We start from the raw sequence: 13,731 nt of genomic DNA, 5'->3' as shown, positions 1-13,731 counted from the left end.
GCCGCTTGCTTGCCAATCGGTGCCGGAAAATCTTGCAACGCTGCCGTTGGTTGGGTTTGCGCCAGAAATGGCAGGGTGGAAAAAACTACAGCCCTGCTCTCAACGTTCCTCGAGTAGTTTTTCCAAATAATGCGTCTTGATGCCGAAACCCGCCTTCAACGCCGCTACTTTTTCCAAAACCATTTCCTTCCGTAGTGGAGCGCCCGCAGTGGCGGCAATCATCACATTCTTAGCCGTGTGTTCGGTGGATATGAACTCGAACACCTGCGTTTTGTAGCCCTCGGCTTCGAGCAGGAGTGCGCGAATGCCATCGGTCACGATTTCTGCCTGGCGCTCTTCGAGTATGCCGTGCCGCAACACGGGGGCGAGTTCGTTGCGCGTGTGCATTTCCTTGCGGATTTGTTTGTGGCAACAAGGTGCCGCGACGATGATTTGGGCTTTGTTGCGGATGCCCGCTGCCAGCGCCAAGTCGGTGGCTGTGTCGCAAGCGTGCAGCGCGATGAGCATATCCAGCCGTTCGGGGCGATAGTCGGCTATATCCTGCGAGATGAATCGAAGTCCCTCGAAACCAGCTGCTTGGGCGGTTTCGTTGCACAGCGCCACCAAGTTGGGGCGCAGCTCGATGCCTGTGATGTGTGGGGTTAGGGAAAGTTTGTTTTTCAAAAAGTCGTAGAGGGCAAAGGTCAGGTACCCTTTTCCCGAACCCATATCGGCGATGTGGGGGGCGGTGGGGAGCGGGCAATCGCGCAGCAGGCTGCCAATCACCTCAAGGTACTTGTTGATTTGGCGCCATTTGTCTTGCGCGTCGGCTCGAATTTGTCCCTGCGCGGTGGTGATGCCCAAGGCGTGTAGCCATGGGGCGGTGGGGGCGAGCATGCGCAGTTTGGTGCGGTCGTGGGTGGTATCGGCGTTGGTCGTGTGTGATGCTTTTTGGGAAGAGAAAGTAGGTTCGCCGTTTTTGGAAAAGCTCAGATGGAAATCGCGAGCGGTGGTGAGCAAATCCGCGTTCAAGAAGGAGTGTCCCAACAGCTGCTCCAATTGTAAGATTGCCGTTTCTATGTCAAAGTTTTTGACCTCGTCGCGGGTTTTGTAACGAAAGGTGAACGATACGAAAAGACCTTTTTTCAAGGTCACAGGTCGGAGGTAGATGTTTTTGAGGTCGGCAGTGGCTGCCGGGGTAGGCTTGCTCAGGATGCATTTGAGCATAGAGCCTGCTTCGAAGGCGGCTCGAAAAGCGGCGAGGAATTGGAAGCGTGGCATGGGAGGGGGTTATCTGTTCGCTTCGCGGCGCAATTGGGCGCGTCGGCGTAGTTCCTCTTCAATCACGCGCTGCGCGTATTCGAGCTCGCCTTTGCTCTCGAAGCGTTTTTTTTGCCAAAAAACGATGAAAAGAAAACCTGCGAAACACAAGGCTGCTGCTCCCAAGGTCGCAAAGGATGGCCATCGAAAACCCACGAAATGAAGTATCACCGCAAGCAGTGCCCAACCGGCCCCCACTACGCCGACGAACATGGCCAATCGTTGGCGGCCTTTGAATAGCGCGAGCCGACTGCGGGTGCGTGCATGGAGTTCCATCAAGTGCTCGGCCCCAAAATGCGTCGGCCCCAATTCGTCGAGTAAACGAAAGTCATCGCTGGCCTCGCGTTCGAGGCGCTCAAAAACGTCGGGCATTTGCGGGCGACGAAACATGGCAGTTACATTTTTTTCACAAGAACGAAAAAACAGGGGCAAAGGTTGGCTGGACTGGAGCGGCGTGATGGATTTTGGCGGACAAAATTCAACTTTTTTTCAATGTGCGTTGACAGGGCCTCTAAATTTATTTTGAGGTGCGTATTTTTCCCCGTCGTTCATTGCCTCTGTTTCTCTAAAACCTCTCAACCGCTCTCAATTTTACACGAAAATCCCAGTTCCGCCAATCGCCAACACACCACTAATCAACAATTCCACAAATCAGTTTTGTATGATAGCGCACGACCCTAAATCGTGGCTCCCTGCCACTTACCGCTTTCAACGCTCCGACACGCTGCGGAGGCTTTTCCCATGGATAATCGCTGTGTGCGTTTATTCGGCCTTTGTCGCGTGGCTTGAGTTGGAGTATTGGAAGTTGAGCGAGGATAGCAACATCCGCAATATCTCCATGATGCACACGCTGTTGGGGTTTGTCATTTCTTTCGCGCTCGTTTTTCGCACCAACACGGCCTACGAACGCTGGTGGGAAGGTCGCAAGCTATGGGGTGCTTTGGTGAACAACAGCCGCAACCTTGCCATGAAACTCGCAGCTATGTTGCCCGAGGGGGATTCGGCTCGTGGCTATTTTCGCATCATAATTCCAGCCTATGCCACCGTTTTGAAAAACCACCTGCGCAGCAACGACACGCGCATCGAGCTGTTCGACCATTTGCCCGACGACGTGCGCCGCAAGCTTGACGCGGATAAGCACATTCCCAACCAAGTGGCCGCCATGATGTTCAGGCAGGTCAGCAATCTACACAAGGAGAAAAAAATCACGGGCGAGCAGATGCTCTTTTTAAATGCGGAGTTGCAGTCGTTCACGGATATCTGCGGGGCCTGCGAGCGTATCAAAAACACGCCGATTCCATATTCTTACAGCACGTTCATCAAAAAATTCATCATCGTCTATGTCGCCACGCTTCCTTTTGGGTATGTGTTCAATTTGGGCTACTATGTGGTGCCTATGGTCGGGTTTATCTTTTATGTGCTGATTAGTTTGGAAATCATCGCCGAGGAAATCGAGGAGCCTTTCGGAGCGGACGAAAATGACTTGCCGTTGGGCCGGATGGCGCAGAGCATCCAAGCGCACATCCATGAGCTTATTTGATGCGTATTCCGAGTTTTTACACTCGTCGGGCGATTTCGATTCGTCCGACGAGTGTAGGAGAGATGCCGCTACAAAATGGCTTTGTTGCGGCGCAATTCGTCCCTCAGGTTGGGTTTCAGCCGGTCGGCAGCCTGCACCAACATATCTTCGTCGCGGGGAAATGGCATGGGCGCGTTGCCGATGCGGCGCTTTGTTTGCTCGCTGAGTGCTCGGCGGTCGCCCGTGAAGGTGCTGGCGTAGTTTTCAAATAAAATTTCGGTGCCCATCTCGCGGGTGTCGAGCAGGGTGTTGCGATAGGCATCATAGATTTCCACCGCGCCGGTCAGCCGGGCTGCTTTTGTTTGATAGACCTCTAGCACATTCGCGTAGATGCACACTTTTCGGGGCACTTTGATGTCATTGCCGAGCGAGTCTTTTTTCACATTGCCCCTTTCGTCGAGTACATATTCCCAGCCGTCCTCTATTTCCTTTTCGTCGGTGTAGGCGCGTTCGTGGACGCGCTCTGGGCTGATGTCCACTTGACGGATTTTGAAAATTGCTTTGTAATCGTATTGAGCGCCGGGCTGTGCTTCAAAGAAAAATGCCTTCCATTCGCTGTCCAAATCGCGCTTGCTCATGGTCGTCACCCGCTCCACGAATGAGCGCGGCAGCATTTTGTCGGAGTGGTTTTTGACTTCAAAGAGGATGTACGAGGTGCCGAGGTCGCGGGCGCGTTCGCTCAGCTGCTCTGTGTCTTTGTAGTGGCGGAAGTATTTTGTCTGCAAATCCTGCAATTCGCGGAAAGCTTCGCGGGCGGCAAGGCGGTCGCCATTTTCGCCTCGGGCGAGCAGGGTCTTGGCGCGGTCATAGACATACTCTGCTGCTTTTTCGCGGCTTTCGCGCTCCAGCGTGGCGATGTCCACAAACTCAAACCGGGCGCGGTAGCCGTCCTTCGACACGAGGGGGGTGAGGGGGCTGACCTTGCGCTGACGGGCCGCCATGTTGCGGTGGATGGCATTGATGCGCTCCCAGTTTTCGGGTCGGCCACTGGCAGCGAGGCGCTCCGTGGTGGCGAGGTCGCGGGCTTGGGCTTTCTGAAAAGCCGCTTCCAACCCTTGCACGAGTTCGGTTTTTTTCTTCGATTTGCCGCGCAATTTGCCGACGCAAAATTCGATGGCGCCATCGTAGTCGCCGCTTTCGATGAATTTTTGTGCGGTGCGGCAGGAAGTCAGCAAAAAAGCCAACAGTAGGAATGAGACGAGTATGTGGGTCTTGGCAAACATGATTTTTTCGTTTTTGTGACTGCTTTCAAAAATCTGCCTGAAAGGTGCAGGGCTTTCTTATCTCGCGTCTTTTAAAAGATGTTAGGGCTTTTGCAAAATTTGTTAAAATCCAAAACGGCTTGCAAACGCTTGTAAATCAACTTTGAAATACATGGAAAAGGTAACTGAGAGTGCTTCAAAATACCGCCATCTGGAAAAAATGAGTGTGCGCGAATTGCTGCTCAACATCAATGCGGAAGACCAGCTCGTTCCTTTGGCGGTGGCGCAGGCCATTCCCCAGATAGAGGCGTTGGTGGAGGCCATCGTGCCGAAAATGCGCGAGGGAGGGCGCCTGTTTTATATCGGCGCCGGCACTAGTGGGCGGCTCGGTGTGGTGGATGCTTCAGAGATTCCGCCCACATTCGGAGCGCCCCCTGAGTGGGTCGTGGGTCTCATAGCGGGGGGGGACTCGGCCATTCGCAAGGCTGTGGAGGGCGCGGAGGACAGCGAGACGCAGGCTTGGCAGGATTTGAAAATATGGCAAGTGGATGAGCTGGACACCGTGGTGGGCATCGCGGCTTCAGGCACCACCCCTTATGTGATTCATGGCCTTAGGGCTTGTCGGGAGCGGGGTATTGCCACGGGCTGCATCACTTGCAACCCCGGCGCGCCGCTATTGGCCGAAGCCGATTTCCCGGTGCTTGCGGTCGTGGGGCCGGAGTTCGTGACGGGCAGCACGCGCATGAAGGCGGGTACCGCGCAAAAGTTGATTCTGAACATGATTTCCACTGCTGTCATGATTCGGCTTGGGCGGGTGCAGGACAACAAAATGGTGGATATGCAACTCTCCAACAACAAGCTGGTGGACAGGGGCACGAAGATGATAGTGCAAGCCACTGGCTTAAGCTACGAGGCTGCCCAAAAGTTGCTGGCGCGATTCGGAAGTGTGCGTGCGGCGTTGAGTGCTTATGGGTCTTGATTGCACAGGCGGGGTTTTTCGCTTCCTCATTTGGCGGCTCCATTCACGGGGCATTGACCGAGTGCGGCACGAGTTCCTCAAGCCTCATTCCCCGCGAGCCTTTTATCAAAATCAGGGCATCGTCGAATCGTTGTTGCGCGAACCAGTCCTTTGCTGCGGCGGTATCGGCAAAATGGATGGCTCCGTGTTTTTGAAAATGGGTGCGGCCAAATTCGGGGCCTACCAACACGAGTACATCGGGACGCTGGCGAGCAGCGAAGCGCACGATGGCTTCATGTTCTTTTAGGCTTTCCTCGCCCAATTCAAGCATATCGCCGAGAATTGCTACCTTCTGTTTGGCCGAGATGGCTTTCAGGCTTTCCAATGCTGGCCTCATGCTTGAGGGGTTTGCGTTGTAAGCATCCAGCAGAATAGTGTTGTCGCCATATTGGAGAAGTTGGGAGCGGTTGTTGGCAGGTTTGTAGTTTTCGAGGGCAGTTTTGATTTTTTCTGCGGGGACTTTGAAATAAACGCCAAGCGCGATGGCGGTCATCACATTGTTGAAGTTGTGATGGCCCACGAGCTGTGTCTGAATTTCCACCACATGGTCAGATTCATCGGATAGAAACGCTGCTCGTATGAAAGGGGCTTCTTCCACGAGCATCACTCGAATCGTCTCTTTATCATCGCCGGGGACAAGTGCTTCCGTTCGGGTGTACTGGATGCGTCGGCGATGGTGTCGTGTCATGGAAGAGAGGTATTTTTCAGATTGGTTGACGAATACCCATCCATTGTGCCGAGCGAGGTAGCGATAGAGTTCGCCTTCGGCTTTTTTCACGCCTTCAAGGCTGCCAAACCCCTCCAAATGCTCCTTCCCGATATTGGTCAACAACCCGTGTGTGGGGCGGGCGATTTCGCAGAGTTGAGCGATGTCGCCGGGTTGGTTCGTCCCCATTTCGAGCACGGCCACTTCCGTGTCGTCGGGCATGGAGAGCAGTGTAAGCGGCACACCGATATGGTTGTTGAAATTGCCTTTGGTATAATGGCACGGGTAGTGGTTGGACAACACCGCCGCGATTAGCTCTTTTGTGGTCGTTTTTCCGTTGGAGCCTCCAATGGCGATGACAGGGATATCGAACTGGCGACGATGATGGGTGGCTAAGTCTTGGAGCAAATGCAGCACGTTTGTCACGAGCAAGCAATTGCTGCTTTTTGCGTAAGCCGGGTCGTCTATCACGGCATACGCTGCGCCTTGTTCCAATGCCTGTAGTGCAAACTTGTTGCCGTCGAAGTTGTCGCCTTTCAGCGCAAAAAAGAGGCAACCAGGCGTGAGTTGCCGAGTGTCGGTGCAGACGACGGGATGTTGTCTGTATATGACGTAAAGCTCTTGTAATGAAAGCATAAGAAGGGCAAAAATAGGTGAATCGCCCGAAGTGTCGCGCCTAAAAAAAATGAGCCATTCCGAACACTGCGGAATGACTCATGCGAAACAATAAGGATTGGCAGCTCCCTACAAAACTAGTAGCGGCGTTTCACCTTTTTCTTCTTTGTTTTGAATTCGTTGCCCTTTTCATCGTTACCGATGGGGTTGCCCGTTCGTGTCATGGCACAGCGGAAGCCAACAGTACGGCTGGCTTTGTCCTCTTCAAGGAAACGGCGAGCACCCGGCGAGAGCCAGAATGCGCGGTCGGCCCAAGAGCCACCTTTGATAACGCGAGCCTTGTCGCTGATGAGGGTGCTGATACCGTAGCGATATTCCACCTGCGATTCTTTGTCGCCGTCGAGGTAGTTGTACACTTCGGGGCGTTTGTAGTTGTCGCGCAGGGCGGTGGTGGTAGTGTCCATCAGTTCATAGATCAAGCGTCCCAAGCTGTCTTTGGTGACAGGCTGTCCCGTTTCCGGGTCGAGTTGTTTGGTCATGAAGATGTTGCCGCGATATGGGTTCAGGTCGTGGTTGGCCACATCCTCCAAGTCGGAAGAAGTCATCGGACGATAGAGGTCGGCAGTCCATTCGTTCACGTTGCCAGCCATGTTGTAGAGACCGTAGTCGTTGGGCCAGTTGTCGCGCACTTTGGATGGGAAGAACGATTTGTCGTTCAAAGCACCGGCCATACCGCCATAGTCCCCACCGCCGCGCTTGTAGTTGGCAAGCATGGCGCCTTGGTACCTGTTGCGCTTCTGATAGCGCACGGTGTTGCCGTCCCAAGGATAGATGCGGCGGTCGGTGATAAGTTCGTCCTTGCTGTTTGCTTGCTTGCCGATGAGCGAGAGGGCTGCGTATTCCCATTCGGCCTCTGTCGGGAGGCGGTATGCGGGCAGCAGGATACCGTCTTCGAGGCGCACGCCGCGCTCGCCGCCTGTGCGGCGGTCTGGCAGGTTTTTGCGGACGGCTGGCTCATATTGGCCCACCAGATAGGCTTCTGTGTTGAAGTTGTTTTCGTTCTTTTGGTCGGGTGTGGGGTCAATGATGCCGCGCTCGATGAGAATCATCTCGTTCACGCGGTCAGTACGCCATTTGCAAAATTCGTTGGCTTGGTGCCAGTTGACGCCCACGACGGGATAATCGTCGTAAGCAGGGTGGCGGAAGTAGGTCTCCACCATTGGCTCGTTGTAGGCCAATTCGTCGCGCCACACGAGGGTGTCGGGCAAGGCGCGTTTCCAGACTTCTGGATAGGTTTCGCCAAACACGCGGTCCACCCAGTAAAGGTATTCGCGGTAGTCAATGTTGGCAATTTCGGTTTCGTCCATGTAGAACGAGGAGACCGTCACGCGGCGAGCCACGTTGTTCCATTCGTAAGTAGCATCTTGGTCGGTGATGCCCATCGTGAAGGTGCCGCCTTCGATAAGGACGAGGTTCGGACCCGTGGCTTGGCCAGGGGTTTTCACTTTTTCAAAGCCACCCCACTTCTGGTCGTTGTACTTCCAACCGGTAGAGGAGGAACGCTCGGTTTTTTTACCGCAGCTAGCCAGCAGGAAGATGAGCAGGACAAAGCTTAACCCGTGAATGAGTGTTTTTTTCATTATTAAAATACAGGTTTAGAAAATTGAGCAGCAAATGTAGGCAAATAAAACATTTCAGAATTCCGGGCTTTCAAAATTTAACGAAAGCTGTTGGGTTCACTGAAACATTCGGATGCAATCGTTGAGGTCGCGGCGCTTCTTTTTGCGCAGATTTTCATTTTGGTCAAACAAAATACCGAGGGTGAGTTCGTAAGTGCCGCCTGAACGCCCCGCCAGCCCAGACACCGTGAGGTCGTAGCTAAGCCCCATCTTGAAAATGCCTTCGCGAAAACCCGCGAGCAAAATGACCGCGTCCGCATTGCGAAAAGTATGCCGATACCACCCTCCCCCGATGAAAGGCCCTAACGCTAGATAGGCTCCGACATTCAATTGTTGGTAAGGCCCTTGGGAAACGAACAAAAAATTCGGGGAGATAAACGAGGTGTGTTTTAGTTTATTGCCCTTTTTAACGAACAGCTCCGTGCCCCCATGCAGGGTGTAGCGAAGCGGCAAACCGCGAGAAAGATTGTCGTTGACGAGCAGGATGCCATCGTTGGGTGTGTTCAGGTGTTTGAGTGCCACGCCGAGGTAAAACCGTTCGCTGAGCAGGAGCATCCCCGCGGAAATGTCGAGTTGTGCGCGCGAGGCGAATTCGGGCGGCACCTCGTCCGTGCCGTTGCCAACGCCGCCGATGGGGTCAATCTGGTCGGGGAAAATAAGTTTTTGCCAGTCGAGATGGGTTTGTTGGGCGCCAGCTTCCATGCCAAGTTTGATGGCCCAATGGTCATTCACGTTGAGCCGATAAGCATATATGGCTGAGAAGCGGGTGGTGCGCAAGATGCCATCGCCTGCATTGTCGCCTTCCAGATTGAATCCAATGCCGCTGTTGAGCCGCTCCAAGCTTTGCTCGTAGAACAATGAATAGGTGCGGTAAGCATTGTTGAAGCCCGACCATTGATTCCTGTAGGCCGCACCCATGCGCGGGGCGATGGCGCTACCCGCAAACCCCGGGTTGATTTGAAGGGGCATGGCATAGAATTGAGAGAAAATCGGGTCTTGCGCTTGTGCGGCGAAGCCCGCCAAAAGAAATAGTGCGGCAAAAAGTTTTCTCATAGTCTGAACAGCTTTGGCGGGAACACGGTGCTTTGGGTTGTCTGACATTCTCACCGCAAATCAGTCCCCCAAGTACAGGGGCCGCTCAGGTGGTTTTGAACGAACAACACTTGCGGTAATCCGAAAATCATGTGATTCAATCAAGCTCATCCCCAAATCCTTTTTAATCTGGGTATAACGACGCGAAGTTCTGTTCAGTTGCGGTGAAAAACAAATGTTGCACGAGGCTTAAATCCCAAAATTGCTTGTTTTGTGCGAATATGCTGGAAACGTGGGACATTGTGGGCATTATCACAATTCTTGGTATTTTTCCGACGTGAAAATCAACAGTATCCAAATCGAGGCAGCATCCCTAAGCAGCGTGGTTGACTTTTACCACCACCTGCTGGGCTTGCCGTGTGTCGCCGATGCGGGCAATGCCTATGTCTCAATTGGCGATGCCACGTTGATATTTTCCGAAAACCCGACTGCAAACGGCATCCATCACTTCGCTTTCAACATACCCTGCAATCAAATACGAGAGGGCATGGCGTGGCTCGAAAGGCTTGGGATTGTGCTCATTGCCAATGATAAAGGCCATACGCGCATAGATTTCCCAGATTGGAACGCGGAGGCTGCCTATTTTTTTGATGCGGCGGGAAACATCGTGGAACTCATCGCCCGCCGCGATTTGATGAACGAAAGCAGCCAACCTTTTGGCCCCAGCTCTTTGCTTGAAATCAGCGAGATTGGCATCGTGGCCGATGATGTGTTGGCGTGGAGCGCAAGTGCCGCGGAACGTTGGGGCATCTTGCCATTTGAGAAGCAAAAACCAAGCGCCGATTTTTCTGCGCTCGGCACAGACCTCGGGCTTTTCATCGTGGTACCGGAAGGACGCAAGTGGTTCCTTACCGACTTGCCCGCCACCAAAACCTCTTTGGTGGCGCGCTTTGAAAATAACAAGGGCGAGATGTTTGCCTACAACAGCCGAGACAGCCTCGGCTGAACACATTTTGCCTTCTGCCGACAAAATCCCACCGTTGGCGGCGCATTTTTAGCCAAACCCTGTGGTTAATTTTTCGATTCACTACTTTTGCCCCTCGTTTTAAAAAACAAAGGAACGGAGGCGGCGTTTAAGCCCCCATCCTTTTAGACAAGGCGTTGGCAGGTGATTGACTTTAAAAACAGACAAGTCAAAAAACGCAGCAGACAATCACCCCCAATCAGTTGCAAATCAGGCTGACTTTCCATTCAAATAACTCAAAATAATGGCACAATTCAATTCGGACGTAGAAGCAGTAGATGCGCTGGCGCAGGCATACAAAGACCTTTCCGCAGAAGTCGGCAAAGTAATCGTCGGACAAGACGATGTGGTACGAGCAGTTATCATCACACTTTTCTCAAATGGTCACGCGCTGTTGGTGGGCGTTCCCGGCTTGGCCAAAACGCTCTTGGTAAGCACGATAGCCGAAGTGCTCGACCTTGATTTCAAACGCATACAGTTCACTCCTGACTTGATGCCCTCCGATATCACAGGCTCCGAAATTCTTGACGAAGACCGCCATTTCCGCTTTTTGCGCGGCCCCGTCTTCGCCAATATCATTCTCGCCGACGAAATCAACCGGACACCTCCCAAAACCCAAGCGGCACTGCTCGAAGCCATGCAAGAGCGTTCCGTCACCGTGAGCGGTTCGCGTCATGTGTTGCCGTCGCCTTTCTTTGTGCTCGCCACACAAAACCCCATCGAACAGGAAGGCACCTACCCACTGCCGGAAGCACAGTTGGACCGTTTCATGTTCAACATCCCGCTCACTTACCCAACCTACGAACAGGAGGTGGAGGTGGTAAAAAACACCACATCTTCTTTCAAGGCCGAATTGCGTCATATCCTGAATAGCGACCAAATCCTCGAATATCAAAAACTGATTCGGAAAATACCTGTGAGCGACAACGTGCTGGAATACGCGGTAGGGCTGGCCTCCAAGACCCGCCCCGGCACCGAACGCGCCACCAAAGAGGCAAACAACTACCTCGGATGGGGCGCTGGCCCTCGCGCAAGTCAATATCTCGTGCTAGGTGCAAAATGCCACGCCGCTATTCGAGGCAAATACTCTCCAGACATCGAGGACGTGCAAGCCATCGCCAACCTTGTGCTGCGCCACCGCATCGTGCGCAACTACAAAGCCGAGGCAGAGGGTGTGACCGAAGAAAACATCATCGAAGCATTGCTGTAATGCTCGACACAACGGGCATCTTGCCCGATATTTTAGCGCAATGGCCAAGGAATGGACACTCGGCGAAAAATCCGCCGAACTGAAAAAAGAGACCGAGCATGCCGTGTTGGTGAGCCTCATCACGCCCGAAGTGACGGAGACCCAAGCACACGAATACATGGATGAGCTCGAATTTCTCGCACATACCGCTGGGGCCGAGACGGTCAAGCGGTTTACCCAACGCCTGCTCCACCCAGACCATCGCACCTTTATCGGCAAAGGAAAAGTGGAGGAAATCCAAAAATACCTCGAGCGCCACGAGGAAGTGAACATGGTTGTTTTCGACGACGACCTTTCGGGCAAACAAACGAACAACCTCGAAGAAGCCTTGAAGGTAAAAATCGTGGACCGCTCCACGCTCATCCTCGACATCTTTGCCAACCGCGCCCAGACGGCACAAGCCAAAACACAAGTCGAATTGGCCCAAATGAAATACCTGCTGCCTCGCCTACGCGGCCTTTGGACGCACTTGGAGCGTCAGCGCGGCGGCATTGGCATGAGAGGCCCCGGCGAAACCCAAATAGAGACCGACCGGCGCCTGGTGCAGTATCGTATCAAGTCCCTAGAGGAAAAACTCAAAGACATAGACCGACAGAGCCAAACCCAGCGCAAAACACGCGGCGAGCTTATTCGAGTGGCGCTTGTGGGCTACACCAACGTCGGGAAAAGTACCCTGATGAACCTTCTCTCAAAATCAGAGGTGCTGGCCGAAAACAAACTTTTCGCCACGCTCGACACCACTGTGCGAAAGGTAGTGTTCGGCACCATGCCATTTTTGCTCTCCGACACGGTGGGGTTCATCCGAAAGTTGCCACACCATCTGGTGGAAAGTTTTAAAAGCACCCTCGACGAGGTGCGCGAGAGCGACATCCTGCTCCATGTGGTGGACGTGGCGCACCCTCAGTTTGAAGACCATGTCCGCACCGTGCAAAAAACGTTGCTCGAATTGGGTGCAGCAGAGAAACCTACCTTGATGGTTTTCAACAAAATAGACCTCTATCGCGAACGATATTTCGACGATTTGCTCGACCCATCCACGCGCAAAGAATTGGAGCAAGACCTGCACGCGCGTCTGCGCGACGCTTTTGGCGAGAACATCTTCGTTTCTGCCAAATCGAAAGAAGGCATGGAGGAATTGCGCGAGCGCATGACGCGCCTCATCAAAGAAGCTTACGTGGTGCGCTACCCGCATCAGGTGAAAAGTTGGTAGCACAAGTGTGATTGACGCTCGCGGCTGCCACCCCACATCGGGAGCAGCCGCGAGCGTCAATCGGCGATGGTCACTCCACCACTAATTTCCTAACCGCGCTGCCCTGCTTCGAGGTCAGGTGCATCACATACACACCCTTAGGAAGGTCCGCCACATCCAGCGTGGTTTGCTCGGCAAATGTACGCTCGCGCACTATCTTGCCTTGAACATCGAGCAATACCAGCGATACGGGCGCAAAATCCGCCACCGTCACTTGCACCCTGCTGGTCGCCGGATTGGGCGTGATGTCCACTTGCAACATTTCCTGAGGAGCTTTCACCGAAGTCAGGCAGCCGGGCGTGTTTCCCCAAATCACGGGAATCGTCAAGCCCAACGAAGCTGTCCAATCGGGACATTCCGTTGGCGAGGCCGACACGGAGTAGTTGCCCGGAGTCGTCACCACCAGCGTGTCGTTGTTGGCTCCGGCTATCGGCTCCCAATCGTTGTACCACTGGATGTTGAGCGTGTAAGGCAGCAGCACCTCCATCCAAACAGTATCACCTGAGCAAATAATCAATTCGCCTTCCGGGCTGATGGAAAAATCGCCAAACGAGGACACCGTCACGGGCAAGAACGCCAAGCCATCCACCAACACCTCCGGGCTTTGTTCGGCGCAGCCGTTGAGCGTGGCCGCGACTGAAATATAAGACGGCGTATCGTAGTAGGCATCCACTTCCAGCGTTTGGCTGGTGGCATTGGGTATCGGCTGTGCCGAACCACCCGAAAAAGGCCGTTTGTACCACTGGTAACTATCGTACTGCTGTGTGCTGAGGATAGAAGTGGACTCGGGGCAAAGCAACAGGTTCCCCGTCACCGTAGGGTCGTGCGGACATTGGGCGTTGGCTCCAGCCCAAAGCAAAAAAGCGGCGGCACCCGCAAGTGCCGCCTTGATGGTCGTTTTCATGCTTAAATGTTTAGTGTTTGAAAAAATCAATTGGCACCATAGACACTTGTCATTTGCGGGAGGGTTGGGCTGAAATTTTTTTTTAGGATTTTTTTAACCAAGCCTGCTGCCATTTTGTCGCAAAAAAACGGGTGGCACAATTCTCGCCAAGCGAACCGCATCACACGAAGGCATC

At 53.6% G+C, this 13,731-nt stretch carries 13 protein-coding genes; 6 read left to right on the top strand and 7 right to left on the bottom strand.

Features of this window, described 5'->3' with window-relative positions; translation table 11 throughout:
• Positions 1 to 99 precede the first annotated feature (99 nt).
• Entirely contained in the window at positions 100 to 1,260 is a 1,161-nt protein-coding gene (locus KIS77_10610) for an SAM-dependent methyltransferase (GenBank protein ID MCW5922789.1), read from the bottom strand.
• A gap of 9 nt (positions 1,261 to 1,269) precedes the next feature.
• Positions 1,270 to 1,689, bottom strand: coding sequence for a hypothetical protein (locus KIS77_10605; protein ID MCW5922788.1), 420 nt, complete (start codon positions 1,687 to 1,689; stop codon positions 1,270 to 1,272).
• On the opposite strand from KIS77_10605, the gene KIS77_10600 reads away from it, so the two are divergent.
• Positions 1,688 to 1,825, top strand: a complete 138-nt coding sequence (locus tag KIS77_10600; protein ID MCW5922787.1) for a hypothetical protein — start codon at positions 1,688 to 1,690, stop codon at positions 1,823 to 1,825. The genes KIS77_10605 and KIS77_10600 overlap by 2 nt on opposite strands.
• Before the next feature lie 135 nt (positions 1,826 to 1,960).
• Positions 1,961 to 2,839 (top strand): hypothetical protein, encoded by an 879-nt coding sequence (locus tag KIS77_10595; GenBank protein MCW5922786.1) that lies wholly within the window; start codon positions 1,961 to 1,963, stop codon positions 2,837 to 2,839.
• A 68-nt stretch (positions 2,840 to 2,907) separates the two neighbouring features.
• Here KIS77_10595 and KIS77_10590 read toward each other — a convergent pair whose 3' ends face one another.
• Positions 2,908 to 4,101, bottom strand: coding sequence for a hypothetical protein (locus KIS77_10590; GenBank protein MCW5922785.1), 1,194 nt, complete (start codon positions 4,099 to 4,101; stop codon positions 2,908 to 2,910).
• 151 nt (positions 4,102 to 4,252) lie between these two features.
• On the opposite strand from KIS77_10590, the gene murQ reads away from it, so the two are divergent.
• Positions 4,253 to 5,059 (top strand): N-acetylmuramic acid 6-phosphate etherase, encoded by an 807-nt coding sequence (gene murQ, locus KIS77_10585; protein MCW5922784.1) that lies wholly within the window; start codon positions 4,253 to 4,255, stop codon positions 5,057 to 5,059.
• Positions 5,060 to 5,102: 43 nt separating this feature from the next.
• On the opposite strand, the gene murF is transcribed toward murQ, so the two are convergent.
• The 3 genes from murF to KIS77_10570 form a co-directional block, all read right to left on the bottom strand.
• Positions 5,103 to 6,440, bottom strand: a complete 1,338-nt coding sequence (gene murF, locus KIS77_10580) for a UDP-N-acetylmuramoyl-tripeptide--D-alanyl-D-alanine ligase (protein ID MCW5922783.1) — start codon at positions 6,438 to 6,440, stop codon at positions 5,103 to 5,105.
• A 116-nt stretch (positions 6,441 to 6,556) separates the two neighbouring features.
• Complete coding sequence (locus KIS77_10575) at positions 6,557 to 8,059, bottom strand: SUMF1/EgtB/PvdO family nonheme iron enzyme (protein MCW5922782.1); 1,503 nt, start codon at positions 8,057 to 8,059, stop codon at positions 6,557 to 6,559.
• A 96-nt stretch (positions 8,060 to 8,155) separates the two neighbouring features.
• Positions 8,156 to 9,151 (bottom strand): type IX secretion system membrane protein PorP/SprF, encoded by a 996-nt coding sequence (locus tag KIS77_10570; protein MCW5922781.1) that lies wholly within the window; start codon positions 9,149 to 9,151, stop codon positions 8,156 to 8,158.
• A gap of 241 nt (positions 9,152 to 9,392) precedes the next feature.
• On the opposite strand from KIS77_10570, the gene KIS77_10565 reads away from it, so the two are divergent.
• The 3 genes from KIS77_10565 to hflX all read left to right on the top strand — a co-directional run bounded on the left by KIS77_10565 (position 9,393) and on the right by hflX (position 12,613).
• Positions 9,393 to 10,136 (top strand): hypothetical protein, encoded by a 744-nt coding sequence (locus tag KIS77_10565; GenBank protein ID MCW5922780.1) that lies wholly within the window; start codon positions 9,393 to 9,395, stop codon positions 10,134 to 10,136.
• A gap of 262 nt (positions 10,137 to 10,398) precedes the next feature.
• Positions 10,399 to 11,364, top strand: coding sequence for an AAA family ATPase (locus KIS77_10560; GenBank protein MCW5922779.1), 966 nt, complete (start codon positions 10,399 to 10,401; stop codon positions 11,362 to 11,364).
• Between the two features lie 40 nt (positions 11,365 to 11,404).
• Complete coding sequence (hflX, locus tag KIS77_10555; protein ID MCW5922778.1) at positions 11,405 to 12,613, top strand: GTPase HflX; 1,209 nt, start codon at positions 11,405 to 11,407, stop codon at positions 12,611 to 12,613.
• A gap of 70 nt (positions 12,614 to 12,683) precedes the next feature.
• Here hflX and KIS77_10550 read toward each other — a convergent pair whose 3' ends face one another.
• Positions 12,684 to 13,556, bottom strand: coding sequence for a T9SS type A sorting domain-containing protein (locus tag KIS77_10550; protein ID MCW5922777.1), 873 nt, complete (start codon positions 13,554 to 13,556; stop codon positions 12,684 to 12,686).
• Positions 13,557 to 13,731: the final 175 nt, after the last annotated feature.

It is taken from the genome of Saprospiraceae bacterium, assembly GCA_026129545.1.
Taxonomy (GTDB): domain Bacteria; phylum Bacteroidota; class Bacteroidia; order Chitinophagales; family Saprospiraceae; genus M3007.
Note: the sequence above shows the minus strand (reverse complement) of the source record. Positions and strands in the feature narration are given on the sequence as shown.

What these genes read in the sequence shown, in the direction of transcription:
- KIS77_10610 (MCW5922789.1), bottom strand. Translation starts at nt 1,260, where the DNA reads ATGCCACGCTTCCAATTCCTCGCCGCTTTTCGAGCCGCCTTCGAAGCA.
- KIS77_10600 (MCW5922787.1), top strand. Translation starts at nt 1,688, where the DNA reads ATGGCAGTTACATTTTTTTCACAAGAACGAAAAAACAGGGGCAAAGGT.
- KIS77_10605 (MCW5922788.1), bottom strand. Translation starts at nt 1,689, where the DNA reads ATGTTTCGTCGCCCGCAAATGCCCGACGTTTTTGAGCGCCTCGAACGC.
- KIS77_10595 (MCW5922786.1), top strand. Translation starts at nt 1,961, where the DNA reads ATGATAGCGCACGACCCTAAATCGTGGCTCCCTGCCACTTACCGCTTT.
- KIS77_10590 (MCW5922785.1), bottom strand. Translation starts at nt 4,101, where the DNA reads ATGTTTGCCAAGACCCACATACTCGTCTCATTCCTACTGTTGGCTTTT.
- murQ (MCW5922784.1), top strand. Translation starts at nt 4,253, where the DNA reads ATGGAAAAGGTAACTGAGAGTGCTTCAAAATACCGCCATCTGGAAAAA.
- murF (MCW5922783.1), bottom strand. Translation starts at nt 6,440, where the DNA reads ATGCTTTCATTACAAGAGCTTTACGTCATATACAGACAACATCCCGTC.
- KIS77_10575 (MCW5922782.1), bottom strand. Translation starts at nt 8,059, where the DNA reads ATGAAAAAAACACTCATTCACGGGTTAAGCTTTGTCCTGCTCATCTTC.
- KIS77_10570 (MCW5922781.1), bottom strand. Translation starts at nt 9,151, where the DNA reads ATGAGAAAACTTTTTGCCGCACTATTTCTTTTGGCGGGCTTCGCCGCA.
- KIS77_10560 (MCW5922779.1), top strand. Translation starts at nt 10,399, where the DNA reads ATGGCACAATTCAATTCGGACGTAGAAGCAGTAGATGCGCTGGCGCAG.
- hflX (MCW5922778.1), top strand. Translation starts at nt 11,405, where the DNA reads ATGGCCAAGGAATGGACACTCGGCGAAAAATCCGCCGAACTGAAAAAA.
- KIS77_10550 (MCW5922777.1), bottom strand. Translation starts at nt 13,556, where the DNA reads ATGAAAACGACCATCAAGGCGGCACTTGCGGGTGCCGCCGCTTTTTTG.